26 protein-coding genes and 3 pseudogenes are annotated in these 26952 nt (G+C 68.7%); 27 read left to right on the top strand and 2 right to left on the bottom strand.

What is annotated here, in order from left to right; genetic code table 11:
• The first annotated feature begins 15 nt into the window (after window positions 1–15).
• The 20 genes and pseudogenes from ACIBJG_RS19755 to ACIBJG_RS19850 all read left to right on the top strand — a co-directional run bounded on the left by ACIBJG_RS19755 (window position 16) and on the right by ACIBJG_RS19850 (window position 19844).
• The gene (locus ACIBJG_RS19755) at window positions 16–1521 is read left to right on the top strand and encodes an ATP-binding protein (RefSeq protein ID WP_399308820.1); all 1506 of its coding nucleotides are present in this window, start codon (window positions 16–18) and stop codon (window positions 1519–1521) included.
• A gap of 567 nt (window positions 1522–2088) precedes the next feature.
• The gene (locus ACIBJG_RS19760; protein WP_399308895.1) at window positions 2089–2727 is read left to right on the top strand and encodes a hypothetical protein; all 639 of its coding nucleotides are present in this window, start codon (window positions 2089–2091) and stop codon (window positions 2725–2727) included.
• 642 nt (window positions 2728–3369) lie between these two features.
• Window positions 3370–4008 carry a hypothetical protein gene (locus ACIBJG_RS19765; protein ID WP_399308822.1) on the top strand — a complete coding sequence of 213 codons (639 nt, stop codon included), beginning with the start codon at window positions 3370–3372 and terminating at the stop codon, window positions 4006–4008.
• Window positions 4009–4106: 98 nt separating this feature from the next.
• Window positions 4107–4859 (top strand): hypothetical protein, encoded by a 753-nt coding sequence (locus ACIBJG_RS19770; protein ID WP_399308824.1) that lies wholly within the window; start codon window positions 4107–4109, stop codon window positions 4857–4859.
• A 25-nt stretch (window positions 4860–4884) separates the two neighbouring features.
• Window positions 4885–5382: a hypothetical protein gene (locus ACIBJG_RS19775; protein WP_399308826.1), complete on the top strand. Its 498-nt coding sequence runs from the start codon at window positions 4885–4887 to the stop codon at window positions 5380–5382.
• Between the two features lie 697 nt (window positions 5383–6079).
• The gene (locus tag ACIBJG_RS19780) at window positions 6080–6823 is read left to right on the top strand and encodes a hypothetical protein (RefSeq protein WP_399308828.1); all 744 of its coding nucleotides are present in this window, start codon (window positions 6080–6082) and stop codon (window positions 6821–6823) included.
• A gap of 5 nt (window positions 6824–6828) precedes the next feature.
• Window positions 6829–8091 (top strand): MFS transporter, encoded by a 1263-nt coding sequence (locus ACIBJG_RS19785; protein ID WP_399308897.1) that lies wholly within the window; start codon window positions 6829–6831, stop codon window positions 8089–8091.
• Window positions 8092–8164: 73 nt separating this feature from the next.
• Entirely contained in the window at window positions 8165–9397 is a 1233-nt protein-coding gene (locus tag ACIBJG_RS19790; protein ID WP_399308830.1) for an acetyl-CoA carboxylase biotin carboxylase subunit family protein, read from the top strand.
• 135 nt (window positions 9398–9532) lie between these two features.
• Window positions 9533–11321 (top strand): annotated as a pseudogene (locus ACIBJG_RS19795) (type IV secretory system conjugative DNA transfer family protein).
• Window positions 11318–11548: a hypothetical protein gene (locus tag ACIBJG_RS19800; protein WP_399308832.1), complete on the top strand. Its 231-nt coding sequence runs from the start codon at window positions 11318–11320 to the stop codon at window positions 11546–11548. The pseudogene ACIBJG_RS19795 and the gene ACIBJG_RS19800 overlap by 4 nt, the downstream one beginning before the upstream one ends.
• A complete protein-coding gene (locus ACIBJG_RS19805) occupies window positions 11545–12714 on the top strand; it encodes a DnaB-like helicase N-terminal domain-containing protein (protein WP_399308834.1) in 1170 nt (389 codons plus the stop codon). Before ACIBJG_RS19800 ends, ACIBJG_RS19805 begins: the two co-directional genes overlap by 4 nt.
• 190 nt (window positions 12715–12904) lie before the next feature.
• Entirely contained in the window at window positions 12905–13486 is a 582-nt protein-coding gene (locus ACIBJG_RS19810; protein WP_399308835.1) for a hypothetical protein, read from the top strand.
• 99 nt (window positions 13487–13585) lie between these two features.
• Window positions 13586–14614: pseudogene (locus tag ACIBJG_RS19815) on the top strand (DNA cytosine methyltransferase); the annotation flags it as partial.
• Window positions 14580–15179, top strand: coding sequence for a DUF4913 domain-containing protein (locus ACIBJG_RS19820; RefSeq protein WP_399308837.1), 600 nt, complete (start codon window positions 14580–14582; stop codon window positions 15177–15179). The pseudogene ACIBJG_RS19815 and the gene ACIBJG_RS19820, both read left to right, overlap by 35 nt.
• A complete protein-coding gene (locus tag ACIBJG_RS19825) occupies window positions 15176–15943 on the top strand; it encodes a glycosyl hydrolase (RefSeq protein ID WP_399308839.1) in 768 nt (255 codons plus the stop codon). Before ACIBJG_RS19820 ends, ACIBJG_RS19825 begins: the two co-directional genes overlap by 4 nt.
• Window positions 15940–16416: a hypothetical protein gene (locus ACIBJG_RS19830; protein ID WP_399308841.1), complete on the top strand. Its 477-nt coding sequence runs from the start codon at window positions 15940–15942 to the stop codon at window positions 16414–16416. The genes ACIBJG_RS19825 and ACIBJG_RS19830 overlap by 4 nt, the downstream gene beginning before the upstream one ends.
• On the top strand, window positions 16413–17081 hold the full coding sequence (locus tag ACIBJG_RS19835; RefSeq protein WP_399308843.1) for a hypothetical protein: 669 nt from the start codon (window positions 16413–16415) through the stop codon (window positions 17079–17081). The genes ACIBJG_RS19830 and ACIBJG_RS19835 overlap by 4 nt, the downstream gene beginning before the upstream one ends.
• 38 nt (window positions 17082–17119) lie before the next feature.
• Window positions 17120–17917 carry a large ATP-binding protein gene (locus ACIBJG_RS19840; protein WP_399308844.1) on the top strand — a complete coding sequence of 266 codons (798 nt, stop codon included), beginning with the start codon at window positions 17120–17122 and terminating at the stop codon, window positions 17915–17917.
• Between the two features lie 26 nt (window positions 17918–17943).
• A complete protein-coding gene (locus ACIBJG_RS19845; protein WP_399308846.1) occupies window positions 17944–18777 on the top strand; it encodes a winged helix-turn-helix transcriptional regulator in 834 nt (277 codons plus the stop codon).
• Between the two features lie 122 nt (window positions 18778–18899).
• Window positions 18900–19844 carry a DUF317 domain-containing protein gene (locus ACIBJG_RS19850; protein ID WP_399308848.1) on the top strand — a complete coding sequence of 315 codons (945 nt, stop codon included), beginning with the start codon at window positions 18900–18902 and terminating at the stop codon, window positions 19842–19844.
• A gap of 562 nt (window positions 19845–20406) precedes the next feature.
• Here the strand turns inward: ACIBJG_RS19850 and ACIBJG_RS19855 are convergent.
• The gene (locus tag ACIBJG_RS19855; RefSeq protein WP_399308850.1) at window positions 20407–20661 is read right to left on the bottom strand and encodes a hypothetical protein; all 255 of its coding nucleotides are present in this window, start codon (window positions 20659–20661) and stop codon (window positions 20407–20409) included.
• A 219-nt stretch (window positions 20662–20880) separates the two neighbouring features.
• Between ACIBJG_RS19855 and ACIBJG_RS19860 the strand changes: the two genes are divergently transcribed.
• From ACIBJG_RS19860 to ACIBJG_RS19870, 3 genes are all read left to right on the top strand, one after another.
• Window positions 20881–21228, top strand: coding sequence for a DUF317 domain-containing protein (locus tag ACIBJG_RS19860; protein ID WP_399308852.1), 348 nt, complete (start codon window positions 20881–20883; stop codon window positions 21226–21228).
• Window positions 21229–21444: 216 nt separating this feature from the next.
• Entirely contained in the window at window positions 21445–21696 is a 252-nt protein-coding gene (locus ACIBJG_RS19865; RefSeq protein WP_399308853.1) for a hypothetical protein, read from the top strand.
• A 78-nt stretch (window positions 21697–21774) separates the two neighbouring features.
• Window positions 21775–22104, top strand: coding sequence for an esterase (locus ACIBJG_RS19870; protein ID WP_399308855.1), 330 nt, complete (start codon window positions 21775–21777; stop codon window positions 22102–22104).
• A gap of 141 nt (window positions 22105–22245) precedes the next feature.
• Here the strand turns inward: ACIBJG_RS19870 and ACIBJG_RS19875 are convergent, their stop codons facing one another.
• Entirely contained in the window at window positions 22246–23265 is a 1020-nt protein-coding gene (locus ACIBJG_RS19875; RefSeq protein WP_399308856.1) for a YaaC family protein, read from the bottom strand.
• Between the two features lie 219 nt (window positions 23266–23484).
• Here ACIBJG_RS19875 and ACIBJG_RS19880 point away from each other — a divergent pair, with 219 nt between their 5' ends.
• The 4 genes and pseudogenes from ACIBJG_RS19880 to ACIBJG_RS19895 all read left to right on the top strand — a co-directional run bounded on the left by ACIBJG_RS19880 (window position 23485) and on the right by ACIBJG_RS19895 (window position 26723).
• Window positions 23485–24486, top strand: a complete 1002-nt coding sequence (locus tag ACIBJG_RS19880) for an abortive infection family protein (protein WP_399308858.1) — start codon at window positions 23485–23487, stop codon at window positions 24484–24486.
• A gap of 104 nt (window positions 24487–24590) precedes the next feature.
• A complete protein-coding gene (locus ACIBJG_RS19885) occupies window positions 24591–25253 on the top strand; it encodes a hypothetical protein (protein WP_399308860.1) in 663 nt (220 codons plus the stop codon).
• A gap of 226 nt (window positions 25254–25479) precedes the next feature.
• A pseudogene (locus tag ACIBJG_RS19890) lies at window positions 25480–26328 on the top strand (IS5 family transposase).
• On the top strand, window positions 26325–26723 hold the full coding sequence (locus ACIBJG_RS19895) for a hypothetical protein (RefSeq protein ID WP_399308862.1): 399 nt from the start codon (window positions 26325–26327) through the stop codon (window positions 26721–26723). Before ACIBJG_RS19890 ends, ACIBJG_RS19895 begins: the two are co-directional and overlap by 4 nt.
• Window positions 26724–26952: the final 229 nt, after the last annotated feature.

Consider the following 26952-nt stretch of genomic DNA (forward strand, 5'->3'; position numbering starts at 1 on the left):
GTCTGGAGAATCGTCATGCCCCGTACCCGCGCCAGCGCCTCCCACCTGTTCGTCCCCCGCAAGACATCACGCGCCGAGCAACGAGCTGCGCATGTCGGTTTCGCCGAGGCCCGCCGCCAAGCCCGTCTCGCCGGAGCTCCGCCCAAGCACCGCACCGAGGAGAGCCTCGACCCGGAACTGCGGCCGACCTACCCGCCGTCAGGACGCCCCGGCTCGTCCTCGGCTCGGGGCGGCAAGCTCCGTCTGCCCGCCCACCGCATGACCACAGCCACGGTCAGCGGCGCCTATCCGTTCCTCGCGGAGGGCGGCCTGGGCGCCGAAGGGATCTTCATCGGAAGGGACGTGCACGCGGAGGCGGCGTTCTGCTACGACCCGTTCTCGCTGTACACCAGCGGGCGGATCGAAGGCTTCACAAATCCGAACGCCGTCCTGGCCGGGATCATCGGCATGGGCAAGTCCGCTCTGGCCAAGTCGATCGCCACCCGGGCGATTGCCCACGGCTACCGGGTCTACGTGCCCTGCGATCCCAAGGGCGAGTGGACGGTCGTCTCACAGGCTCTCGGCGGCTACAGCATCGCGCTGGGGCCGGGACTCCCGGGCAGGCTGAACCCGCTCGACGCTCCGGCCCGGCCCGCCTCGGTGAGCGAGGACGACTGGTCAACCGAGGTCCGCAAGCGCCGTCTCCTGCTCCTGGCCGGCCTGGCCCGCACCGTGCTGAAGCGTGGCCTCCTGCCGATGGAGCACACCGCTCTGGACCTCGCGCTCGACCTGGTCGTAACCGAGGCCGACGCTGGCGGCACGGTGCCGCTGCTCGGCGAGATCGCCCACGCCCTCGGCTCGCCCGAACGCCTCGACCGAGCCCTCGGCGACCATGCCGGACGCATGGGGCCCGCAGCACAGGACCTCTCGCACGCTCTGCGCCGCCTTGTGCACGGCGACCTGAGCGGAATGTTCGACGCCCCATCGACGGTGGCGTTCGACCCGACCACCCCGATGCTGTCCATCGATCTCTCCCGCCTCGGCGGCTCCGGCGACGACACCGCCTTGGTCCTGGCCATGACCTGTGCTTCGGCATGGATGGAGAGCGCGCTCTCCGACCCCGACGGCGGCCGACGCTGGGTGATCTACGACGAGGCGTGGCGAGTGATGCGGCACGTCGGCCTGCTGGAGCGGATGCAGTCGCAGTGGAAGCTATCCCGCGGGCTCGGCATCGCGAACTTGATGGTCATCCACCGCCTCAGCGACCTGCTCAGCGCAGGCGATGCCGGCTCACGCGGCCGAGTGCTGGCCGAGGGCCTCCTGGCCGACTGCTCCACCCGCGTCATCTACCGCCAGGAACCCGACCAACTCGCTGCCGCTGCCTCGTTGCTCGGCCTGACCGGCGTCGAGACCCAGGCCGTGTCCGCCCTGACCAAGGGCCGAGGCCTATGGAAGGTCGCGGGCCGGAGCTTCATCGCCCAACACATCCTCCACCCAGCCGAGCGCCAACTGTTCGACACCGACGCCCGCATGTCGGCATAGCCCAGCCCCCGCCTCGCGAAGGACGTGTCCACCATGAGCGACCCGCCGGACTACTACGAGTACGAGGGCTCTCGCCGCGTGCCCCGTTGGCTAGCGAAGAAGACACCCACCAAGGCAGTCGGCTACGAGCAGCCGCTCGACTCGGGGATCTCCGTCAGCGCCGCGACGGACGCCCTCCAGGCCGCTCCCGATCTTGACCGGTTCACCGAGGTGTTCGACCACACCGTGGACGACGGGCACGGGGCCTTTGCCCAGATGCATCAGTTCCTGGAAAGCGCAGCCAACTGGTGCCACAACCAGGGTGCTCTCGGCGCTGCGAACGAACTGGGCCTGTGGGCGATCCGTCTGGAAGAGCTGATCGAGGATGTCCGCCTACTGCCGGAAAGTCTGTCGGTCGAGTTCGCCACGGCGGCCACCCGATCCTCGCCCGCCGCTGCCACCCGTAGCCCTGCGACGGCCCAGCCCGCTGCCGCCAACGTGGCAAAACCAGCCAGCCAGACACAAGGACCGGTTATGGATTCCACCCCCGACTCCCCTGCTTCCCCGGATCCTGCCACCGCTGATCCCATGCTGTGGCAGCAGCACATCTCGGCCCTGGCCGCTGCCGCCGACGGCATCAAACAGGCGTCCGACGCCTGGGACGCGGTGTCGGATTCCTTCTGTGACCACTACGGCTGGCCCATCGACGAGAAGGGCTACGCGGACGGCAAGGTGACACGTGACGCCGAAGGGTGGAAGCACGTCGAGGTCTTCCTCGCCCACGGCCCCGAGGTCCTTGCCGGAGTCCGCGCCACGGCCCTCGGCTCCGACTACGTCGAGGGCCCGATCAGCGATGACCTCCGGCGGCTGCACGGAATCGACACCACCCTGGAACGCGCCGGTCAAATCCGGCACGAGTGGGACCAGGTCATGGAGCTCATGGACGCCTCGCTCCCCGGTTCGCGAGAGCTTTACGCGAGCCACGCACAGGAGATCCGGAACTCCGAAGGCTGGCATTACGCAGACGAGTTGGCGTTCCAAGGCCTGGCTCTCGCTCGGGCTGGTGACTACCTGACTAACCGGGCGAGCCGAAACCAGCCCTCCCAAACCAAGCATGTCCAGGCCGCGGCCCTCGCTCGGTCCACTTCCGGCAACCGCGGAGCTTCAACCGCTGGGCCTCCTGCACCGCCTGCGTCGAATCCGTCAGCCCCACGGCGTTCCCGCTGACGCCTGTAGCACCGAGTTCCGGCGGGACCAAACCGGCCCATCGCCGCATCCTCGTGAAACGCCCGACTACCGCCCCACCCGACCGCGACTCATGCCGTGGGTTGCTGGGGCCCGGCCACGGAGAACGCCTATGTACGTCGACCAGCTCCTGGTCACCATCCAACGTGAGGGCACACATGTCACCGCTCGGACGAACAGGCCCCCTCCGCGGCAAGGCTCTGTCGACTTGCCGGAACAGGAGCACGCGTACGGGCACCTCACCGTTCCTCTTCGGCAGCGCGGCCTGGATTGCACCGTCGAGTACGGCCTCAGCGCATACACCGTCCACGCGGCCCTCCCCGACGGCAGCTCACTGGTCATCTCGCCACCTCAGGAACCGCCGACCGAGCATCCGCCCGAGTATCCCCAGAGCTGGCTGGTAACCCGCCACAGCACCGAGCCCGCGGTGTATGAAGTGGTCTACGACTCGGAGCCCGACGGCCCCCACGCCCGGCACGGCGGCAACGTCCCCAGTCTGCTCGACGCCGTAGACGCACGGTTGGATCATCTAGGTATGCCTCCACGAGCCGAGCCGAGCCGAAACGCTCTCCTCAGGCGAACGGTGCCGACACGGTTCTCCATCGCGCGGGCTTCATTCCTGCCGTGACGGTCGGCGGGGAGCACTACCACCGGCTGCCCTCGGGCATGGCCGACCCGGCCGAGAAGCGCCTCGTGGTGACCCTGGCCGTCGACAGGCTGCAAGCCAAGGGCTTCGACGTCTCATGCGACCCCTCTCTGTTGGACTCCAGCCTGCCTCCCGTCCTGGCCCACGGGATGGGCCTCGGCGACCGTCTCGGACTTCTGGCCGAGTCCATCCAGTCATCAACGCATACGCGCGAGGTGGTTGCGACGCTGAGCGAGCTGACCGCCCCGGGCGACGGCGTTCTCCAGCGGGCCGTGGAGCTCCTCGACGCGACGGCCGAATGGTGGGAGGGGGCCGGTGGCACGGCCGATCGACACTACCCGCACCGTCTGCGCTCCCTCGCGGAGAACCTCGACTCCTACGCGACCGAGATCCGAGCAATACGCGACGACCTGGCGGACCGCCATACCGCCCACCCCAAGGCTCGGGTGCGGGCGGACCAGCCCTCCGCTCCGGCCGCTGTCCCACCACGAGTAGGCGCTGCTCTAGCGGCCTCGCCAACGGCGTCACAGCGAACGACTCCAGCACACCTGCCGACGCAGTCGGCCGACCGGCCCGCTCTGCCACCCACCTGGCCCTCGTCCGCACCCGCTCTCTGACCACTTCCCCACCTCGGAGTGCCCCATGCCCCGCACCAGCAGAACCATCCCGGCTCTCGACCACCCCCGCCCCCGAGCCTGCACCGGATGGATCAGCCATGCCCACCCACTACGACTCGCTTCCCGATATCGCAGTCGGCCGCCACCCCGACTACGGCATCGTCGCCACAAGTCCGAAACACCTCGCCGCCAGCACCTGGATGATGAAGGTGCTCGACTTCCACCCCGTCCCGGACCAGCCGACGCTGTACGCACTGGCCAACCAGCTACAGGACGGACAGGGCCGCGCCACCCGGGCCGTCACGCTGCTGCGCAGCGCCGGCTACGAGGTCGACGTGGACCCCGCGTTCGACCCCTCACTGGCCTCCGGTGCGACTCCCGCCCGTGACCGACCCCCATGTGTGGGCCCCGACGTCGCGTTCGCCGATCTTCCACAGCTCGGCATCGTGGCGGCCACCGGCCCCCAGTCCTCTGAGCTGGAGGGTCACCTCATCCTGGAGGAACACGGCTGGCGGCAGGACTCACGCCTGGGTATCTATACGCTTCCCACCTCCGTAGACCGCGGCGAGGCCCTGGAGAAGGTGGCCCGCGCCACGGTGTCGATGCACCGATCCGATCTCCAGGTCGCAGTGCAGCCCCGACTCTGCACGGACGTCACAGCGCGCCTCCCCCATGTCCCCACTCCAGCCGCGCGCCACGAGCCCGGTCAGGGCATCACCACCGCCACGGCGCTCGCTGCCAGCCCTGCCCGCGCCGGCCTCCCGGGCAGGACGCCGGTTCCCAATCCCACCACCTCCGTCCGGCCGACCGGTCCGGTCGACCCGCGCGTCGCGTTCTCCCGTAACCGCTGACCAACTCACGCAAGGAGCAATCCCCATGGCCGTGAAGACCATCTGGAAGATCACTCACTCATGTGGCCACCAGGGTGAGCGCGACCTGTCCGACCGTGCGGCCGACCGTCGCGCCGGCTTCGCCGAATGGCTCACCAGGCAGGCATGCACCGATTGCTGGCGGGCCGCCAGGGAAGGCGACGAGCAGGACCAGGCCGCGTGGCTGGCCGCCAAACGGGCCGAGGAGCAGGCCGAATCCGAGGCCTGGTCGGTGCAGTACCAGATGCCCCCTCTGGAGGGGACCGAGCGAGCCGTCGGCTGGGGCGTGCGCTGCCGCCACCAGGTCCTGGCCGCCGCCTACACCGCCCTGGTCCTCGAAGGCGAGACCAGCGAAACGGCGTGGGGGGAGATAGAGGAGACCTCACGCACCGTCACCCGCGCCGGGTGGTGGATCGACCAGCGCTCCTCCGAGCCCGACGACCTCGCCGAACTGCTCCAGGCCGCCACCGAGACCGACCGGCCGACCGAGAACCCGCACTTCTGACCTTCCGGTGCCCTGCCACGGCGGGGCACCAGCTCCCCCGCCCACACATACGACCTCGACGCCCGAGGAAGCCGCGACGTCTACCAGCGATCTCCGGCCGGGCCAAATCGCGGAACCTGCGGATCCTCGTGCCCTGACAGCCCGAACACCCGGGCTCCAGTGCGCCACTCCCCGTTCGAGGTAGAAGCCGTGATTGCCCACCTGCAGCACGCCAGCAACACCGCGGGCCTTCTCTCGTATCTGTACGGGCCGGGCGAACGCGGTAACCACATCAGCCCACGGCTGATCGCAGGCGACGGGCACGGAGCCCCATCGAACCTGCTCGCCGAGTCCGGCTCACTGCCGTATTTGGCCCACGCCCTCGACGCTCCCGTCGAACGTCTCGGGGTCCGCGCACCCGAACACCCGGTATGGATCAGCTCGGTCCGCTCCGACCCTCGCTGTCCTGACCTCACCGACTCGCAGTGGGCCTCCGACGTCCGACTCCTGGTGGCCGCCACGGAGATCGCCCAGACAGCGATCCGGACGCCGGCCGGATCGCCGTGCGCAACCAGCCCCGGCAGGCGCACATCGTGGCCACCCTCGCCCGTGAGGACGGCACCCTCCACAACGCCTTCCGCCTGCAAACCGAGTGCCACCGCCTCGCCGCCGAGCTGAGCCACCTGCCCACCCGATACCCCGCACCCAGGAGACCCACGTGCACGCCCCCTCCATCACCATCACCACCGAGGCCAGCGGCAGCGTCGTGGCGAAGGGTGCCACTGACGGCCTCGCCGCCACGCTCCTCAAGCACGCCGGCTTCCAGCAGATCGAGGACTGGTACGGCCGACGCCATCGTCTTCCCACCACCACCCCGCCCCCCATTCGCGCCGCCACCGCCACGTACGCGGCCGAGATGCTCCGCGCCGCCCGCTCCGTTGTCGACCTCGCCCCCTCCCTCGACACCACCCGGATGACCACCCCGGCAAACCCGCTCGGGCCCTACACAGTCGGCGCGGAACTCCTCCGGCTCACCGACCAGATCAGGTCCACCGAGAACGGTGAGGATCTTCGGCAAGCGGTCGATCACCTCCTTCATCCCGAACACGGCGCGCTGGAGCGTGTCCGGGAAGCGCTGGAGGCGGCAGGCGAGCAGATCACCGACCTCGACGACGAGGCGTACCAGCTCGCCGACCGGTTCGGCTTCGCTGCGGAGTTCGTCAACTCGGCGCAATCGGAACTCGCTGACTCGGAGGCCGAGTTGGCCCGTGTCGGCCACGCGCGGGAGCCCCGGACCGAGACGCGGACGCAGGAGCCGAGGCTCCCCGGCTCCCGAAGCGCCGCCCTCGCTACATCACCTGCAGCGGCCCAGGCGAAGGGCTCCTCGACCCCCGGTACCGGGTCAGCGGACGCCGGCTCGACCGTACCTCCGTCTCAGGTCCCTGGTCCCCGGACGCGGTGACCCTGATGATCTCTCCAGCTGTACCCATCGTCGGCCTGCCACTCACGTACCTCATGCGGGCCGCCGACGCGTTGGCCAGCGCGACGGCCACCTACGCCATCCCGCTCCTGATCTTGGTCACCACGGGCTCCACCGCCCTGACCGGCCTTGCGTTCCTCCTCGAATGGGCACCTCGTCTGGCTGCCTTCGCCTTTGCCGGATCCCTGGTCGACCGGTGGGGCGCCGGCCGTGTGTTCCGGATGTCCAACCTGATCCGAACCGCCGTGGTTGTCCTGGCCGGTGTGATGTTGCTCGTCCTGCCCAGCGCCGGAACGATGACCACGTCTGCAGTCCTGGCCTTCGGCGCTGCGTCCGGGCTGGTTGCGGAGGTCTCCTTCGTCGCGGTGGAGACCCTGGGAGCTGAGGCGAGCCGCCGGCTGGGCCATGCGGCCCACCGTGTCCAGGCCGCGCAGACCGGGATCGACCAGGGCGCGATGCTCGTCGGTCCGCTCCTGGGCGGCCTGCTCCTCTTGGCCGGCCCCATCGTGCTGCTGGCCGTGGTTGCGTTGTTGGCCTTGACCGCCGCCGCGACCACATCTGGTGATGTAAGTGCCACGGACCACCGTCCGGCGCCCAGCAGCCTTCTGACCGGGTGGGCAACTCTGCGCCGCACGCCAGCTCTTGCCTGGTTGGTCGGAGGTCTCATCGCCTCCAACCTGGCCACCGGCGTACTGCAGGCCGCCGCCCCGATCACGGTCATCCATCACTTCCACTACTCAACCGCCGCCGTGGGATCACTCTGGAGCGCGGCTGCCGTTGCCTCCCTGATTGCCGTATGGACCAGTCGTCGTGCGATCGATCGCTTCGGCATCTGGTCGGTCGGCGCGGTGGCGGCTGCTGTCTCAACCGCGGCGTGCCTGGCGACTGCCCTGGCGCCGAGCTTCACGGCGTACACGGTGGCAGTGGCTGTGGTCATGGCTGGCGAAGGCGCGATGACCGTCGTCCTGCGAACGCTGCGGTCCCGTCTCATCCCGGTACAGGCGTTCGGTTCCACCCTTGCGGTGACGATCGTCCTGGTGCTGCTGCCGCTCCCGCTGGCCGGAGCCCTGATTGCGATCGTCCCACCCGATGGGATTCCGCACCTGCTGCTGGCTTGTGCCGCTCTCCAGGGCCTGGCGCTGAGTGCATGCTTCGCCGGTCTGCGACGGCACCGGACCGCCTGCGAACCGCCCCACTCGCAGGTTCCTGTGCTCCACAGGGAGCTCACCCAGCCAGGCGATGCCCTCTGAAGAGCTGTTGAACGCCCCCGCACGCTTTGCCCTTTCTCCTTCCCTGTCCGTACCGGCCTATGGAGGCTTTCCCATGTCCCGATCCACTGACCCGCTGCTGATCGTCGTCGGCGGAACCGATCCCGTCTATCGCGGCTACTGCGTCGAGCAGGCTGCCACCGCGTACCCCATCGCGGTAATCGACGCCAAGCCGCCGTCCTGGCAGCAGCATCTGGTGGTCGACCACGAGGTCGCCGACACCCACGACCCGGAGGCCGTAGTCGCTGCCGGCCTGGCCCTGGCCGCTCGCCACCCCATTGCCGGAGTCGTCACCTGGGACGAGTACACGCTCGTGCCGACCGCCGAACTCGCCGCCCGTCTCGGCCTGCCCGGAAACACCACGGCGGCGATGACCGCCTGCCGGGACAAGGCGACCGGCCGCCGCCTGTACGCCGAGCACAACGTGCCCTCGGCCACGTCCACCCGCGTCGACACCCTGGACCAGGCAACAGTCGCCGCGCTCCGTACCGGCTTCCCGGTCGTCCTCAAGCCTTCATCCCACGCGGCCAGCATCGGTGTGGTCCGCGTCGATGCACCCGAGGGGCTGCCTGCCGCCTGGGAATTCGCTGCCGCCGGAGCCGGTGAGCAAGGGCCGGAAGGCAGCGGTGTGCTGGTCGAGGAGTACCTGTCCGGCCCGGAGATATCGGTGGAGTGCGTCACCCAGCACGGCGTCACCACCGCGCTCGCCGTCACCCGCAAGGAGGTCGCCTTCGCTCCGTACTTCGAGGAAGTCGGCCACACCGTCGATGCCGGCGACCCGCTCCTGCCCGAGGTCGCCCCCGTCGCCGTCCAGGCCGTACAGGCGCTGGGCGTCACCACTGGCGTCCAGCACGTGGAGATGCGCCTCACGCCGTCCGGTCCACGGATCATCGAGGTCAACTCGCGGATCGGCGGCGACCTGATCGGCAAACTCGTCCGCCTTGCCACCGGCCTCGACCTGCCCCGAATCGCTGCCGACATCGCCTGCGGGCAGCTGCCGGACCTGACGCCCACGGCGCACACCACCGCCGCGATCAAGATCGTCTATCCCCCGGCCAGCGGCGTCCTCTCCGCGCGGAACCTGTCGATCGCCCCTGGCCCAGAGCACCCGTGGCTGTACCAGGTGACCTGGCTCCGAGACGTCGGGGAGCACGTCGTACTGCCGCCGTCTGGCGACCTCGACACCAGCCGCATCGGCTTCCTCATCGTCACCGCCGACAGTCCCGACGCGGCCCGGGACCGGATCTCGTACCTCGCCGACGGCCTGACCCTGTCGGTCACGCCGTGAGCCTGCCCAGGCCCCCGCATCCGATAGTGCCGACCGCAAAGTCTCTTTGCGAACAGGAGCTGCCTCGATGACCAGCAGAAGAGCGCCACACGTCCCGCCCCCATCACTCGCCTGCGCTCACTCCCAGGACACACCATGCCCGCACCGCGTACCAGCGCACCCTCGACCACCACCGGGTCGGACGCGCTCCTCTACCTCCTCTTCGGCATACTCGGCATCGCGCTTGCCTTCGGATCACTGGCCTGGCTGTCCGGCAATGTCAGCAACTCCCTCTTTGGCAGGGGACCTTGGGCCCCGTTCAGGACCACCGACGCCCTGCTTCACCCCGATGCGCTGTGGCCGCACTTGAGCCCCACCGCCCTGCTGGTCGGCGCGCGGGTCATCCCCGGCCTGCTGTCCGTCTGCCTCACCGTCCTCGGCCTGGTGCTGTGGATGCGGCTGCGCGGAGGCGCGAAGATCGGCCTCGCCGGGAAGGCCGACCTCGCCCCGCTGCTGGACAAGGAGATCACCGCCAAGGCCCAGGATCTGCGGCCGTCCTTGAGCGGCCGGGAGTGTAAAAGAGGTCGCCCCTGCTGACCGTGGCATCCTGCTCGGCACTCTCTCCCCCGGTCGGGCCCATGTCCGCGCGTCTTGGGAGGACGTGATCGTCGCGATCATGGCTCCGCGAAGCGGCAAGACCTCCGGCTTGGCAATCCCCGCGATCCTCGCGGCGCCCGGCCCGGTCCTGCTCACCAGCAACAAGGCCGCGAACGACGCGTTCACCGCAACAGTGGAGGCTCGCGCCGAGGTCGGCACCATCTGGACCCTGGACCCCCAGCAGATCGCCCACCACCCGCGCGAGATGTGGTGGGACATCCTGGCCGACGCCCGCGACCTGGCCGGGTCCAAACGCCTTGCCGGACACTTCGTCGCCGCCAGCGTGGACGAGTCGAACGGATCCGACTTCTGCTCCACCGCCGCGAGCAACACGCTCGGCGCTCTGTTCCTCGCTGCCGCCAGCCACCGACGCCCGATCACGGACGTCCTGGCCTGGCTCGCCTCCCCTGCCGACCGGACCCCGGTCGACCTGCTCACCGATGCCGGCCACGATGCGGTCGCCGCCCAGCTCCAGGGCACCGTCGCCGGCGCGACCGAGACCCGCGACGGCATATTCGAGACGGCGAGGCAGTACGCAAGCTGCCTACTCGACCCCGACGTCGCGGCCTGGGTCACCCCCAGCAAGGACCTCTCCGAGTTCAAGCCCTTCACCTTCGCCACCTCCCGCGACACCTTGTACCTCCTCAGCAAGGACGGCGGTGGCAGCGCATCCGCGATCATCGCCGCTGCGGCAGACGCCGTGATGCGTGCGGCCGTGGTCGTCGCCGAGCGCTCCGGCGGACGACTCGACCCACCCGCCCTCTGCGTCCTCGACGAGGCCGCCAACGTATGCAAGATCAGCGATCTCCCTGACTTGTACAGCCACTTGGGCAGCCGAGGCGTCATCCCGATGACGATCCTGCAGTCCTACCGACAGGGCCAGCGGTGCTGGGGCGAAGCCGGCATGGACGCTCTCTGGTCGGCTGCCACCATCAAGATCATCGGCTCGGGCATCGATGACGCGGACTTCGCCGACCGTCTTAGCAGGCAGGTCGGTGATCACGACGTGCAGACCACGTCGGTGTCGACCAGCGACGGCGGCAAATCCACCTCGGTGAGCATGCGAACCGAGCGGATCCTGCCGCCTGATGCGATCCGCGCCCTACCCAAGGGCAAGGCACTGCTCCTGGCCACCGGTATCCGGGTCGCCATGCTCGACCTCCGCCCCTGGTACAAGGAGCCCTCCGCCAAGGTGGTCGGCCCGGCTTCCGCCCGTGCGACGAAGGCCATCACCGCGCGGGCGCTCGCGAAGATCCACGGCCGCGACGCCTTCGGGCTGTCGGCATGAGCGCGTCCGCGCCGCGGGCCGGGCGGCTCGTACGCTCACCGGTCGTCCTGCGCGACGGCCAGTGGTGGTTGGTCAGCGGGGCGGGCTCAATACTCGCCACCGACCCCACGTTCACCAGCATCCTGGACGGCTTCGCCCAGGCGATGACCGCTGCCGACCAGGCAGTCGCCGACCTCCGCGCCCGGCAGAACGAACCTCCCGCTTCCGACGCAGGAGGTCAGCGATGAACCCGTTGCTGCGTGCCGAGCAGGCGGTACTCGGCTCTCTACTGCTCGACCCGGGCCAGCTCTCGCACCTTGACTGGCTCGCACCGGATCACTTCTACCGGCCGGTCCACCAGGCGCTGTACGCCGCCCTGCGCAAACTCCGAGACGATGACCACCCCGCGCTGGCCGAGAAGACCGTACCGCTGTCATGGGTAACCGATGCGGTCGACGAGGCCAGCCTCCACGTACGCGGGCTGACCGCGGTGTACGCACACACCCTGGTCTCGGCCTGCCCGCGTGCCGCGCACGCTCCGGTGTACGGCCGCATGGTGCTGGAGGGCGCGATCCATCGCAGCATCACCCGACACGCGATCCGCCTTCACCAAGCGGCTCGCGCCGACGCCCTGCGGGGCGAAGTCGAGGGAGCCCTGCACTGCGCGGACGTTCTGAACGGGGTGCTCAGCGAGCTCGCACAACGGTGGGGAAGCGAACCGCGCCCGGTCGCGCCTGCGACTCCGCCGGCCACCGCCCCGGTCGCACCACCGCTGGTTCGCGCCGACCAGGTCGCCGAGGACGAGCGGTTCCTCCTAGCCGTTCTTGCTGAGCGGCCGAAAGCCATGGAGGAGGTAGTCGGCTGGCTGCGGCCGGACGACTTCGCCGACCCTGCCCACGGGCAGGTCTACCGCTGCCTCGGCGCCTTGCACCACCGGTGCGAGCCCATCGACCGGATCACCCTGCTCTGGGAAGCGCAGCGGCGCGGCTTGATGGGCGACGGCACGCTGTCCAGCGACCAGCTCGCCGCCATCTGCGACGGCGTGGGGTCCGGCAGCGCCGAATGGCTCGGCGAGCAGGTCATGCGCTCCTCAGTCACCCGCACAGCGGCCAACTCTGCGCGTACCGTCCGAGCCTTGGCGGACAACGAGGCTCTGTCCCCTGGCAGGCTCATCAACCACGCCCTGCACGCGCTCGGCCCACTCGACGAAGTACGAACCCGCTGGCAGGCCGCGATCGGTCGCCCCGCTCCGGCTCCGACGGCCCCCACTCCATCTCCGAACGGGCCACCGCCCACGCAGGTGCACGCCGCCCTCTCCCGCAGCACTCCGCGCTCGGTCTCACCGCCCCCGGCCCGACTCGGCTCAGCACCTGCCCGCGTCGTTCCACGACCACCATCGCGCGGCCATGGCTGACGCCACCCGCCCCCCGCTCGTCCTCTCCATGGGAATTCGCCTTGATCAACAACCCTGTCTCCGATGCCCTGTCCATAAGCGCCATGGCGTCGGAATTCGATGCACAGCGGGGCAAGCTCCCACAGCCCGGAGACGCAAACCCCTGGCCCGACAACGTCACCGTCGCCGGCAGCTATCCGACCTCGGCAAGTTGATTGCCGATCTGGCCGACGAGGTCCTCCACCGTGCCGTCGAGCAGCACCGCGCAGGCCGCACCCACTCAGCCATCTGCGACTTTGCCGCCGCTGTAGGGCCTGCCGGCGAGGCGGCATCCGCCCTCGGCGCAGTGGCCCACCAGCTCTCCTTCCTGAACCGGACCAAGCACCTCTGCAGCCAGCCCGACGCTCTGGATGCTCGCGAGGCCGCGGCGCGGGTGATGGACTACGGGCTCGGCGCCGCATCTGCGCGGGCCTTCTCTCCGCCCGCGCGGCTCCAGGCCGCCCGCGCCCGGTCCACGCCGGCAATTCCCGCTCGGGCTTCACCTCCTGCTGACCCGGCGGCAGCAATTTGCCCGGCCGGATCGCGCGGGGCCGGTGACATGCAGACCACTATTGCGCGCCCTCCGCTGATCGGCTCGCTCTGCTCGGGTTACGGCGGGCTGGATCTCGGAGTGCAGTCCGCGCTCGGCGGCACGCTGGCCTGGCACGCAGAGGTCAATCCGGACGCCTCGCACATCCTGGCCTGGCACTGGCCCGGGATCCCCAACCCGGGCGACATCACGACCGTCGACTGATCCAGCGTCTCCCGGTGTGTGTCCTGACGGCGGGCTTCCCCTGTCAAAGACGTCTCGGTCGCCGGTCGACGCGCCGGACTCAACTCTCAGACCCGCTCCGGGCTGTGGCTGCACGTCGCCCGTGCAGTCGAGGTCCTCCGCCCCTGCCTGGTTGTGATCGAGAATGTGCGCGGCCTCCTCATCTCACCCGCCGGCTCCCCTGGCGACATGGAATTCTGCCCGTGGTGTCTGGGAGACACCCCAGGCCAGCCTCCTCTGCGGGCACTCGGTGCCGTACTCGGATCCTTGGCCGACATCCGGTACGACGCAAGGTGGCTCGTGCTTCGCGCCTCCCCCATCGGAGCCCCGCACCGCCGCGAGCGGACCTTCCTCACCGCCTGGCCCGCCGAACACTCTGCTCAAGACACCGACCAGCAACATCGGCAAGAACGGCAGCTCGCAACACCCCGCCAAGAGGAAGAGCGGGGGCCACGGCCCGAACCTGGCCGACGAGGTGGAGTGGCTCCTGCCCACCCCGAAAGCGTCGGACGGAATCAAGCGCTCGCCCAACCAGCGGCACGGCCACGGGGACATGACCCTGCCGAGCGCGGAGGCCTCGCTCCTACCCACCCCGCGTGCGAACAACGCGGGCACCCCGGGACGCCGACCGGGCAAGGAAAGGCTCCCTCCCCCGTCAGCAGTGGCTCTGCTGCTCTGGACGGAATCGGCGCCGGAAACCGGGCAGTAGACCGGCAATGGGGTGCGTACGCGGCCGCCATCGCCCGATGGGAGATGCTCACCCGCCCCGCTCCGCCGCCCACCGACGCGGCCGGACGGCTCCGTGCCGACTTCGTGGAGTGGATGCAGGGCCTGGAGCCCGGCTGGGTCCCTGCCACTCCGGGACTCGGGCGCCCGGCTCAGATCACGGCACTCGGCAATGGCGTTGTGCCTCAACAGGCCTTCCGCTGTGCAGTTGTTGGCCCCTCCCTTTCCGCGTTGCCCTCGCTGCACGACGGCATAGCGCCTCACTACCGGGCTTTTCCGGCCGGACCAAATTGCGGCTTCTCCGGATCCTCTTCCCCATGTCGCCGTCCCACAGATGGAGCACGCCCCCATGTCCGACACCAGCACGACCGCCCCCGACCCTGAGCCGTTCCGCGTCCCCGACGGGGACCTCGACGATCTCGCCAGCACCCTCGCCAAGACCATGACCGAGGTCAGGCAGCACGGCGTCATCCTCGACCGCCTCGGCTCCGAGCCCGCCTCCGCCCCACCCCAGCCGGGCGACGGTATTCCGGCCGCCGCGGCAGCCGACTCAGCGCAGGAGAAGGGCCCCGCCTCTATGTTCATCCTCGCCTTGGGCGGCGAGGCGTACGACGTCGAACTGGCCGCCCTCAGCACCTGGGTGAACTACCTCTTCCTCCCGGTGTACGGACGCGAGATCAGCACGACTCGCCCATGGTGCGCGCAGTGGCACGAACATCCCGAGGCCGTCGCCCGGCTCCACGCTCTCTGGCTCGCGTGGCAGCAGTTCACCGACGCCGAGGCCGGACTGTCCGGGCCTTCGACGTGGCACCGCGACCACCTGGACCACACACTTGCCCATCTCCGTGCTCCCGACGGCCCCTTCGGCGCGTGCGCAACGAGCCCGATCCGACCTAACCATCGCGTGCTGGCCACCCCTGCGCCCGAGCAGATGGGGCTGGCGGCATGAGTGACGTACTCGACTTCCACCTTGACGATCTTGGGCCTGCCAATGCGGAATCCGAATACGCAGAGCAGCAGTTCTGGGCCGGCGACCTGACGGTCCTGGCTGAACACCACACGACTCCCCACGGCTCCCACAGCTACGTCGTCGCCCACGACGGCTCGGTGACCTGGGGAGTTCCGGGCGAACCTCAGATAGCCGCGATCAAGGTCGCGCGAGACCTCAGCCTGAACACGTTCACCTTCGAGCTGACATATCACGCGAACGTGGCTTTCGCCCAGAACTGGTTGATAGAACGCGGCTGCCCGCCCGAGCGGATCGCCCAGACCGGCGGGGACTTCATGAAGCCCGCCGACGAACTCACTGTCCGCATCGAGCAGCAGATCCGGGAGTCAGGCACTCGGTACAAGGTCCTCGACAGCCAGACCTCGGACTCCGACCCGTGTGAGACCTGGACGTTGACCCGCGACGCCGGCGCTACTCACGCACCAATTCGCGTCTTCCTCGAAGAAGGGGACTTCGCCACCCACACCTACACGATGCGCGAGGGCGCCTTCGCTGACGACGACGCCGCTCAGAATTGGCTGGCCGACCGCAGCAGCCCGCTGCCGCAGCCGCCGGAGCAACGTGGTGAGCCCGCCGCACGTAGGACCCGAGCTGCCCTCACCCGGTCGACCGGGTCCTCCGCGACCCCGAAGGCCGGACTCGATATCCAGGTCGCGCCGCCGACGGGACCGGCCCAGCGACCGAGCCCTGGGCGGTCGATGTGAGCAGCGCCCGCTTCGCCTTCGCCGCACACCCGGACGCCATCGCTGACCTGCGGGAACTCCCGGACAGCATTCGAGACTTGGCGCTGCTGGAGTTGCAGAACCTGGTTCACGGAAGCGATGACTGCCTGCCGCTGAAGGGCCGACTCGCCGGCTACCACAAGGTCTATGTCGACCCGTCCGTGTCCTACCGGATGGTCATCCAGTTCCGCCCGGCCCCACCCACCTCGCACCACAAGCGCGAGATCTACCTCGTTTCCGCCGGCAGTCGGAAGGACTACGCGGTCTACCGCTCGGCACACCTGCGCACCGGCCTCCACCAGGACGCCGAAGCAGTCTCCGCCGCCGAGACGCGCGTGCAGGCCGCTCGATCCCGCTCCCCCCGCGCAGCCGACCGGCCGCCGGCTGTCCCGGCAACTCATCCAGCGGCAACCCAGCCCAGGGGCGCCGCACCCCGAAAGGTTCCCCAGCGATGACTGCCAACCACGCTCCTGCGGCCCGCACCGAACTGGCGGACCTCCTGGCTGACGCCGCGCAGAGCGTCTCCGGAATTCTCACCGCCGAGTACCCGACGGCCGCCAGTCGTTCCTACCTGCACCCCGTGCTCGGTGCGCTCGCGGCCGGGCCTCGGGTGGCTGCCGGGCTGAACGAACGGCTCGAAGGCTTTGTGGGCGGCGAGTCGCTCCCCGCGACGCCAGCAGGTCTGTTCGCCCTGGCTTCCTACGCGTCCGCGCTGGGATGGCTCACCGAGTCCCTCGCCGAGCTGACCACCTCCGTCGACCGGATCTGCACCCGCGTCGGCATCCCCACCCAGGCCCCGGGCCCGGCCCTCGCCTCGCCCGCCACGGTGGAGCGGGACGGCGAGTTCGACTTCGCTTTCAGTGCAGTGGAGTTGGCGGCGATCCGTACCGCGGCCGCGGCCGCCGGTCTCGCCCCGGGCGACTACGTCGAGATGCTCTCGGAGTCCCTGCTCGCAGCGTCCCGAATCACCGATGCGTGCATGGAGATCTCCAGCGGCCTCATGGAGGACGCAACGTACGTCCTGGGCGAAGCAAGTGACAGCGTGTGGATCGGCGAGGGGCCTGACAGCCTGCCCACTCTCGTGCGCTCGCTGCTCACCCGGATGGGCGGTGCCGAGTGAAGCGCTATGACCCGGGTGCACGGCCGGGCGCGCACCTCGTGGCCGAGAAGCTCGGTGTCGACAACCCCTGGCTGCTGACCGAGAACCATGCGCCCGGCGACCCCCGCGACCTGGTCGGCCAGATGATCGCCGAGAATGCCCGCGACCTCGACAGCTTGCAGGGACAACTCACCCGGGCCGCCCTGTCCGCTGTCGAACTGCTGGAGCCCATCTGCCGGGGTGAGATCGACTCGGCCAACCGATACGGCATCCTGGAAGGTGTTGCCCCCCAGATCGATGTGCTCGCCGCCCGCCGCGCTGCGGCCTACGAGCAGCTCACCCGGTCGATAGCCGCCTTCCGTCGCCTTGTTCCCGATCAGGGCACGGCCCGTCCCTCGAAGCCGACGAGGCACGGTCTGAGCGCGGAGCAAGAACCTTCTCAAAACGATGACTGGGCTATCTCGGGTAATCGCCGGCTCGGTGCCCTCGAAGCGGTCGAGGCCGCCAGCCTGCGATTCCACCAGAGCGCGGTGTCCGGCGACATCTACCTCTCCGACGGACGGGGCCAGCGCCCCAACCTGGAACTCTGGCCCGAAACTGTCCGGCGGCTGGTAGCGGACGGGCTGCTCCACCAGGACACCAGTGAGGGCCTGTACCAACCCGGCCAGTTGCTCTCGCTCACACCGCAGGGCGAAGCCGTCCTCCGAGACGCACGTACGGCCCCGCCACGCGTCTCAGTTGCCCTCAGCCGCAGCAGCATTGCGCCACACTCCGTCCCCGCCGCCGACCCACCGACCACACCCGCCGTCGAGCCGGCCACCACCTCTACCCGATCCCGCCGGTCTCCTTCGGCCTAGAACCATTCGGCAACGGAGTTTGCACCATGCCCACCGCCATACCGTCCAGCGCGGCTTCCATCAGCTCGATCGATGCGCAGCGGGTCGAGGACGCCCTCTCCCTCATCGCTCCGAAGTGGACCACCTGGTCGGCACAGACCCTGGCACAGCAAGAGCACCACATGCGTGTGGGTGAGGTTGCCGCCCAGTTGCCGTTCGTCAGCCTGCCGACCGTCAGCAATCGGCTCTCGCAGATGCACGCTGATGGGCTGGTCACCCGACTCAACGACAACCATGGCGCCCCGTACAGGCTCAGCGCATCGAGCGAATCCCTCACGCCGGTGTACCGCGCCCTGTCGGACTGGTCCCAGGCGAATCTGGGGCTTGGCAACGTCGCCGGAGCCGAACGCGTTGAGGACGCCGCTCGGCGTTTGCACCTTCGCCATTCCACCGCCGTAATCAAGGTACTCAGCGAGGGCGGACCCATGCGGATCCTCCACATCTCCGATGGAGCTGTCTTGGAGAACAACACCACCCTGCAACGGCTCAAGCGGCTCCAGATGGACGGCCTGGTCACCCGCACCGGCCCACGCCACGGCGATCCTTACGTCCTGACCGACGCCGGGCAGGCACTCGGCCCCGTCTACGCGGCCATCGAGCGCTGGAGCAGCCCTTCCACCGCAGAGCGCACGGCAGTGACACCGTCGCCCGTCGATCGGGCGCATGTTGGTCCCTCACTGGGCTCAAACGGCGCTCGAACCGCTGCGGCGTTGCGGCGGAGCCCCGCCGCTCCGAACTCCTTGTTCAGCCACGCGCCACAGCCTCAGCCGCGTGTTCCCGCGGCCACCACCGCCCAGTCGGCCCCCTTCCGAGGCCGGTGATCCCGTTGCCGTTGAGACCCAAGCGTCTCCCGCCGTTGTCACGGTGCCCGCGTGCAGCAGCGCAGCCCGTTGCGGTGCGCACGCAGGCGCCTCCCCCTTCTACGCGCCCCGGAGTATCGGCCATGAGCTCCCAGCAGTCCCACGAGCGTGATCCCTACGAAGAGGTACTGGTCAGCCCCAGGTACCTGGCCGGCATGGGTGCTTCCGCAGACGCGAGTTTCGCCCCCGTCGCCCACTGGCCACACCACGATCTTGGCGACACCCCCTGCCAGCTCCTCGTCACCAGCCCCGACCACCGGATCCGGATCGGCTGGTACGGCGACGACTGGGAGACGTGGAAGATCACCGCATCCCAGGACGCCACGTCCGCACCACGCTGGACAGCAACCTTCAACCACCTCACTGCGCCCGAAATCGTCGCCGGTCTCACCACCGCCCTGGCCCACGACTACGCCGAAGCCGACGCCTACGCCGGCAACGGACGCTTCCTGGACAGGCCGTCGATCTACTGGGCCGACGCCGTCCAGCCACTCACCGACGCCGGATGGCGCCGCAAGGCCGGAGAACGCGGCACCGTCGAAATCGTCGCTCCCGACGGGCAGGCAGGCGCCCTGATCGACAACCGTCTCTCCGGCCGGGACGACGAGAACATCACCCTCTGGTCCGGTCCACCCGGCTGGGGCACGCGCGCGGAGGCCTACTTCACGGCTGGCGCTCCGTCCCACCTGATCGCCGCGACGACAGCCGCCATGACCATTTCCGCTCCAGTCGTGCGTGAACGCCACCAGCTCAATCAGGACCTGGAGCACCTGGTCACGCTCGCCTCCCTCAGCCCGGCCGCACCCCGCGCCGTCAGCGCTCCGACCCCGCTCGACGTGCGGCGCACCGCGGTCGTCCAGGCCGTCCACCGCGCCGCTCACGCCCCACGCACCGCTGCAGACCTGCGGGTGGTGGCCGCTCAGAGCCGTACCACAAGCACCGCACGAAACCGGTCGAGCAACCTCACCCCGGCAGCAGCCGCGGTCACGCCGCCAGCCAGCTCGGCGGCCCCACGGCACCACCGTTGATACCTACCCCTGGCCCACCAAGGAACCGCCTCCGTCCCCGGCGGGGCCTCTGAACAACGGGAGTTCCCGCATGCCCAACACCACTGCACCTGACGAAGCCACGAACATGATCGAGGAAGCAAGGGGCCGCTCCATCGGGGAACTCGAACCCGTGGCGTCCCGAAGCCCCTGCGCCGACCCACTCCTACGCTCGGCCATGCACATCCGCTCGGCCCGGGTCGTGAGCGGCACCTCGACAGCCGCACCAGGACCGTCTACATGCTCTGATGCGGCCCGAATGCACGCCGGGGTGCTACGACATGGACCGGATCACCAGCTCCGTGGCGAGCCTTCGCGTCGGACAGGCTGAAATCCAAATTGCACTACGGGCCATCAGCTACGTAACCGAAGCTCGTGAAGCCGCCGCCCCCACGGGCCGGGCACCGGTAGGCCGGCGGCCCCAGGCTGCTGTGGCCCGTTCCGCGCACGCACCGCACCAGGGTGCCCGACCCGGCTGCTTCGCCAGTGGCAGAGCCACCCGCGCCCGCTGCGGGGCCGCATCAGTGAGCGGTCAGCCTCGGCCCTAGTCGTGGTGGGCATCCTCGACAGGGCTGCTCACCGCACGCTCCAGCTCCTCCACCGTCAGCTCGACGCGCCGACCGTCCGCCACCCGGTGCTCCACCACGACCTCCTGATCCGGCCACCTCTCGGGCTGCGCTCCGACACCCCACTGGCCATCGGCGACCATCGCGATGTCGCCCACAGTCCACCGCCGTCCAGCAGCGCGGGTCTTGCACTCCAGCCCGGCTTTGTCCCACGGTCTCTTCGCTTCCGTCATCGCTGCTCCCCCTTGGGTTCCCATGCGGCCCGTCGCCGCAACCCATGTACGACAAACGCCCACGCCGATCCATTCCCCCGACCATCGGCGCCTACTGGTGGTCGCAAGTTCGCCCACGGCAGACATCACCCCCGGGAAACGACTACGCGCTTCGGCACACCCCATGTCAACGTACGAGTGCCGGGAAAAACCGCAGGTCAACGAAGGGACCATCCAACCGTGAACGACTCCGCCACCCTCCCGCCCGCCGTCGTCCGTCCCACCCCGGAAGCCCGCCACTGGCTCTCCTCCGACCACTGCGCCGCTCCGGTGCTCGACCTCCTCCACGCTCTCGACTGGACGGTCGTCGACACCCCGGAGGCCAACATCCACGCCACCAGCCCGGACGGTCACGTCTACGTCGGCTGGCTCCCCGAGGACCCCAGCGCCTGGAGGCGCGGCATCGTCTGGCACGTGCGAGTGCAGCCCACCGAGGCCAACGCGTGGGTCCAGGAGCTCGGTCCCCACACCCCCAGCCACGCCGTGGCCGGATTCATCGCTGCCCTTGTCGCTCATTCTCCCTGCTGACCGCTACCTAAAGGCGGTTCATGTCGTGCGCACGCTCCTTGCCGCCCGACCCGGCTACCGCCGACAGTGCGCCTCCACCCGACGCTGCACCTGCTACTACCTGCCCGGCCAGTACGGCCGTCGGGCCAAATCCGTTCGCCGCCGAGCAGCTCGGCATGCCGAGCGACGTCAGTGACAGCTCGACCTCGCTGACTAGAGGCGTGGTCGCGGCCCGCGATGCCCGAACGGCCAATCAGCCCGTTCTCGGAGGTCCCCATTCCTCAGCACCTGACCGTCGGCCACCTACTCCGTCAGCTCCAAGAGCTCGACCCAAACCTGCCGATTCGCCTCGCCATCAACCCCGACTTCCCCTTCGCCCACTACGTGGGGGCCGATGTCGTCGTCCGGGGCGGCAAGGCATTCATCGCCGACGACGGCCAGGAGGACTACCTCCCAACAGTCGTCTCCGGCGCACTCACCTGGGACTGACCGCGTCTGTCACCCCCACCGGAGGTCCGCATTTCCCCATCAGCCGCAATCCCCTTGCACGGCCTCGCCGTACGCCCCATGCCCGCCGGTGTACGCGGCGCACTGGTCCAGCGCGTCTGCGCCCTGCCCGATGGCCCGCTCGACGTCACCTGGCTCAGCCCCGAAACCCCACGGCTTCCCCTCGGCCGCATCCGTCTCCAATGGGAGTCCGCCTCCCTAGCCGGCTGGGACGTCACCGCCCACCTGGGCCTGGCCACCACCGAGGTACACCTCGCCTCCTGGCCCGCAGCCCCCGACGACTGGCCGCGCCTGGTCCGCCCGACCATCCACGAGGTGACCGGCCTATCCACTGCCCTCGCCATCGCGACCGCCGCCCTCGACCTCGCGAACAAGCTCGCCCAGAGCTGAACCAACCCAGAGCACACAGGGCCGCCCCGGCACCCGATCACCGATCGGGTGCCGGGGCGGCCCTTTCCGTACGTTCCCCCCACGCGGGGCGGCGCTGCCGCGTTGGACGGTCAGGAGCCGTTCCCGCTAGACAGGTGAACGTCAGCCTGAGACCTCATCGAGGCTGGACGCGATGAGTCCCGGGATGAAGGCGATGGCGCGCTTGAGTAGTCCTTCGATAGGAACAGCATGGCGATTGCCGTCCACGCTGATGAGCCCGGCCCAGCTGGCCGGCTCGTAGCGGGCCAGCATAGAGAGCGTGTAGACGACCGACCACCAGACCATCAACAGGTGCGGCTCCCGGCTCGTCGAGGGAATCGCCGGCAGGAACCAGCGTGACCGGCCATGGCTTCGAGTGAGGCCGTGCAGGTGTTCACGGCGTTCTTCGACGAGCGCGTCTCCTTGAGGCATGAGCCAGCTCACGCGAAGCTCTCCGCCTCCATGGCCGTAGCGGGTGAAGTCGGGAGGCGCGTCGGGGCGGTACGTCTGACGGACGTACTCATGGTGCCGAGCGAGTCCCGGGTACGTCGCAAAGAACGAGGTCACCGTCTCCCGAGTTCCGTCGTCGATGACCCAGTCGGGGATGTCGCAGACAGGCACGTGGAGCAAGGGGTGGGGATCACCGTGGATGCTGCTGCTGTCCGTGTACAAGGCCGGGTAGCGGTTCCGGTCTGTGAGGGGGTACTCAAGGTTGACCGGCAGCATGTCCCAGACCTCTTCGAGGCGCACCGGCTCCTTGCCCCAGACCGGGGATTCGAAGAGCTGGCTGAGCCGAACAAAACTACCCCGCGACGTCGCGGGGTCGGTGCGGATCTCGATGTCGGCAAAGGGCTTGCCGAGGCCACTGGCCCGGATTCCGTGCCCGTCAAGTCGCCACTCCTCGCCTTTGAGGTGGACCGCCGCTGCAGCAATGGCGCGGCCGGCCTGGCTCAAGCCGTAGAAGACCTGCAGGGGGCGAGTGGCCGGACCTACCACGGCGGCGGCGCGGAACATTTGTTCCGCTTGCTCCAGAGCCGCCGCGTATGTCTTCCGGCGCGCTCCACCACCGGCTTTGCCGGGAGGGTTCGCGCGGCTCGCGCGGAGCTTCTCCCACGCCTCATCAGGATCCGCCTGCATATACATGGGCCGAAACTACCCCTTAGCACTGACACGATCGCCAAGCTATCGGTGCGCCGTCAGGGGGTCGGCAGTGGTGAGGCCCAGGAGCAGCGGGACGTGCAGCTGAAACTCCGTGCATGAGTCGGGGGGCTAACAGTTCGGGCCGCGACGCTGACGCCGGTACAAGTCGAGCATCCTCCATGATTGGTATGAGCTGGACGTGATAGACCAGGAGAGAATCGCGTGGTGATACGAAATTTGGTGCAGGAGCCCCTCCCTCGTGCTGAGTGGGTTCAGGACGACCAGTGGGAAGCCATCAGCGACGCTTACGGTCGCTTGTCGGCTGCCGTTACCGCCGACGACCGTCCGTTGATCGTCGGCTCGGCAAAGGAACTGGTCGAGAGCGTTGCTCGCGTCACGCTCGTTGCCTATGGCCGCGTAGTTGCTGACGGCGACGAGTACACAAAGGTGCTGGGTTCGGCGCATCTGGTCATCGAGCATGTCATCGGGCCAGCAGTACCGGGGAATCATCCGCTGCGTCAGATACCTGGTGCCGCGAAGAAGATGGCTGCCCAGTTGCGTGAGCTGCGGAACGCATACGGGACTGGGCATGGTCGCGCAGTCGTACACGAGGTCACGGATGAGGTTACCGAGGCGGCCGTCCATGCGGCGCTGCTGTGGGTGCGATGGGCGCTGGCCCGGCTTCATACCGTGCTCTTGGGCGCGGTCTCGCCGCTTGTGTCTGACCTTCAGAGCGGCACTGTCTTCTACGGAGGCGATCTTGAAGCTCGACTGGAGGCGGCTAACGTCCCCGGGCTCGAGCAGTCTGAGCAGCATCGTCTGGGTGTAGCCGTCGGACAACGAGCGGCGAACGAGACGAACAATGTCCGTATGGAAGGCATTCGCGCGTGTGCGAAACAGCCGGAACGGTGGCCGGATGCCTACCGGGAAGGCGTGGTGCAGGGGCTGTTCATCAACGAGGACGGGCAGGCGCACGCGTACGCCGCTGCCAGTGCGGACTGCGCAGCCGAACTGCTGCAACACCATTCCGCACCCGAGCGCGTCCTCGCAGAGCTTTCTACCGTGCTGGCAGCGGCATCATGGTCGCTCGCGTTCCAGTACAAGCATGTCGAGATCCTCGCGGCCATGAAGACCGCGCAGGCCAAGGTGCCGAGCCAGGCGCACGAGATCTGGGCGAGCATCATCGGACAGCTCGAAACTCGTGCCCCACGCGGAGAACGATGAGCCAGCAGCCCGGCGCTCCGGGAAGAGCACCACTCGTCAGCTCTCCAGAGAACCCAACTGCAGGGAATCGCCGCTGGTCGATAGCACCGGAACAGGAGCCCAGTGTGAAGAACTCACCCGATAATCCCGGTACATCCATAGAGGCGGTCCCGACCCGTTACGGCGACACCACATTTCGGTCCCGGCTCGAAGCCGACTGGGCCGCCACCCTCGACAGCAACGGCATCCGATGGCAGTACGAGCCGGAAACAATCACTCTTGACTCCGGCACCCTGTACATCCCGGACTTCTGGCTGCCCGAGCTCGGCACGTGGGTCGAGGCCAAAGGTCCAGGGATACCCCGCACCGAGAAGACGAAGGAACTGGCTCGGACCCGCGCATGCCAGGGTGAGAGCCCCTGCACCTGCCGGTGGTCCGGCGGCGAGTTCGTTCTGATCGGCAGGCCGTCCCTGGACTCCGATCGGACCGAGCCCGGCCACCGACCGCGCTGGGGTTACGCGAACTGGGAAACCCCCTTCGGTCCGTCCACATACTTCGTGAGCTGCCCGGCGTGCACCCGGGCACAGTGGACAACGCTCCGGCGCCCATGGCGCTGCCGTGCCTGTCGCACCACGCTCGAAGCAGCGCAACTGCACAGGCCCGTCGACCGATTCGTCAGGTTCGTCAGCACTACAAACATCGGGCTCTTCTCCATGCCCGACCTGGGTGAACCTTTTACCGACGCAGAGCTAGGTATCGAGGAGGAGTCTGACGGCGACGTGCTGTGACCGGCCCCCGAGCCCTCCATGCTTCCCGTTGCAGATGCCGCCGTGTAGGTAGGTGCCGCCCCACCACCGCCGGCACTGAACGGAACGGTAGGCCCAAGCGCATCGCCCTCTCACCAACCCTCAGTGGGCGGTTCGTTAGTCTTTGAGGGGTTTTGCTGTCGCCTGATGGTGTGGTGGTGGGGCGGAACCTGCCGACCCACGGTCGTTGATCTGGTGATGTGACCAGGTGAGTGAACGCAAGCCGTATCCGAGTGACTTATCGGACGAGCAGTGGTCGTTGATCGAGCCGGTGATCACCGCGTGGAAGGGCCGGCATCGGTCGGTCAGCGGGCATCAGGGTGCCTACGACATGCGAGAGATCGTGAACGCGATCGTGTACCAGGGACGAACCGACTGCCAGTGGGCCTACCTACCGCATGACCTGCCGCAGAAGAGCGCGACCTACTACTACTTCGCCGCATGGCGGGACGACGGGACCGACCATGTCATCCACGAACTCCTGCGGTGCCAGGTCCGCGAACGCGCCCGGCGATTAGAGGACCCGGCCCTGGTGGTTCTGGACACGCAGAGTGTCCATGTGGCCGCCGGGGTCCCCGCCGACACGAGCGGCCATGACCCGGCCAAGCGGGTGCCCGGCCGCAAGCGGGGATTGGCGGTGGATGTCCTCGGACTGGTCATCGCGGTCGTCGTCCTGGCCGCGAACACCCACGACAACGCGGCGGGCATCGCCCTGCTGGACCAGGTCGCCGAACAGACCGGCTGAACAGTCCGCAAAGCTCTCGTCGACCAGGGCTTCAAGAGTCAGGTCGTCGCGCACGGCGCCGGCCTGGGCATCGACGTCGAGATCGTCGCCCGCGACCCGCAGATCAAGGGATTCGTGCCGCAGCCGAAGCGTTGGAGGGTCGAGCAGACCTACGGAACCTTGATACTGCACCGGCGCCTGGTCCGCGACTACGAGCACCATCCCTCCTCCTCCGCCTCACGCGTCTACTGGGCCATGACCCACGTCATGACCCGCCGGCTCACCGGCACGAACACCACCACCTGGCGCGAGGCACAGGCGGTCGCAGCATGAACATCCAGCCCTTGCTCGAAGCCCTGGAACTGCAGGAACAAGCTGCCCGGGTTCTGGCCGGCGACCTCCGTGAACAGATCGACGGCCTGCAGAACCGGCTGCGGGAGGCCGAGACCCATCTGGAGCATCTCTCGATCACCCGCACCACCGTCACCAGCCTCGCCGACCGGCTTCCCGCTGCCCCACCGGACCTGCCCGAGCACCCGGACTACCCCCGCATCCTCGACGCCTTCAACCACGCGACCGGACCACAACGGGCGAGGGACGTCTGCCAAGCCCTCGGCCACGAGCTGCTGCCGAAGAACGTCGAAGGCACCCGCGCCAAGCTGAAACGCCTGGTCAAGCTCGACATCCTCACCGAGGTCGACACCGGCATCTTCGCGAGAAGGCCATAGCCGGACACCTATGGCCAGCAATCACTGGCCACAATCTGGTGTGCGTACTTGTTCTCCGGGTCGATGTCTTGGATCACCTTCAGGGCTTCATGCATTCGCTCCGTCTCGCACATCAGCCGGACAAGGACGTACAGTGAACCGTTCCGGGTTCGGTAGAGACCTCAGATTGTGGTTGTGACCTGGTGTTTCGTGGTCACGAGGTAGTAGTTGGTCTCGTATTCGACGGGCG

The sequence above is a fragment of the Streptomyces sp. NPDC050422 genome (assembly GCF_044458665.1).
In the GTDB taxonomy this organism is placed as follows: Bacteria; Actinomycetota; Actinomycetes; order Streptomycetales; family Streptomycetaceae; genus Streptomyces.

Bases quoted from the DNA above. Each gene is read 5' to 3' on its own strand.
- ACIBJG_RS19755 (WP_399308820.1), top strand. From the start codon at position 16: ATGCCCCGTACCCGCGCCAGCGCCTCCCACCTGTTCGTCCCCCGCAAG.
- ACIBJG_RS19760 (WP_399308895.1), top strand. From the start codon at position 2,089: ATGCTGTGGCAGCAGCACATCTCGGCCCTGGCCGCTGCCGCCGACGGC.
- ACIBJG_RS19770 (WP_399308824.1), top strand. From the start codon at position 4,107: ATGCCCACCCACTACGACTCGCTTCCCGATATCGCAGTCGGCCGCCAC.
- ACIBJG_RS19775 (WP_399308826.1), top strand. From the start codon at position 4,885: ATGGCCGTGAAGACCATCTGGAAGATCACTCACTCATGTGGCCACCAG.
- ACIBJG_RS19785 (WP_399308897.1), top strand. From the start codon at position 6,829: ATGATCTCTCCAGCTGTACCCATCGTCGGCCTGCCACTCACGTACCTC.
- ACIBJG_RS19790 (WP_399308830.1), top strand. From the start codon at position 8,165: ATGTCCCGATCCACTGACCCGCTGCTGATCGTCGTCGGCGGAACCGAT.
- ACIBJG_RS19800 (WP_399308832.1), top strand. From the start codon at position 11,318: ATGAGCGCGTCCGCGCCGCGGGCCGGGCGGCTCGTACGCTCACCGGTC.
- ACIBJG_RS19805 (WP_399308834.1), top strand. From the start codon at position 11,545: ATGAACCCGTTGCTGCGTGCCGAGCAGGCGGTACTCGGCTCTCTACTG.
- ACIBJG_RS19820 (WP_399308837.1), top strand. From the start codon at position 14,580: ATGTCCGACACCAGCACGACCGCCCCCGACCCTGAGCCGTTCCGCGTC.
- ACIBJG_RS19825 (WP_399308839.1), top strand. From the start codon at position 15,176: ATGAGTGACGTACTCGACTTCCACCTTGACGATCTTGGGCCTGCCAAT.
- ACIBJG_RS19835 (WP_399308843.1), top strand. From the start codon at position 16,413: ATGACTGCCAACCACGCTCCTGCGGCCCGCACCGAACTGGCGGACCTC.
- ACIBJG_RS19845 (WP_399308846.1), top strand. From the start codon at position 17,944: ATGCCCACCGCCATACCGTCCAGCGCGGCTTCCATCAGCTCGATCGAT.
- ACIBJG_RS19850 (WP_399308848.1), top strand. From the start codon at position 18,900: ATGAGCTCCCAGCAGTCCCACGAGCGTGATCCCTACGAAGAGGTACTG.
- ACIBJG_RS19855 (WP_399308850.1), bottom strand. From the start codon at position 20,661: ATGACGGAAGCGAAGAGACCGTGGGACAAAGCCGGGCTGGAGTGCAAG.
- ACIBJG_RS19865 (WP_399308853.1), top strand. From the start codon at position 21,445: ATGCCCGAACGGCCAATCAGCCCGTTCTCGGAGGTCCCCATTCCTCAG.
- ACIBJG_RS19870 (WP_399308855.1), top strand. From the start codon at position 21,775: ATGCCCGCCGGTGTACGCGGCGCACTGGTCCAGCGCGTCTGCGCCCTG.
- ACIBJG_RS19875 (WP_399308856.1), bottom strand. From the start codon at position 23,265: ATGTATATGCAGGCGGATCCTGATGAGGCGTGGGAGAAGCTCCGCGCG.
- ACIBJG_RS19895 (WP_399308862.1), top strand. From the start codon at position 26,325: ATGAACATCCAGCCCTTGCTCGAAGCCCTGGAACTGCAGGAACAAGCT.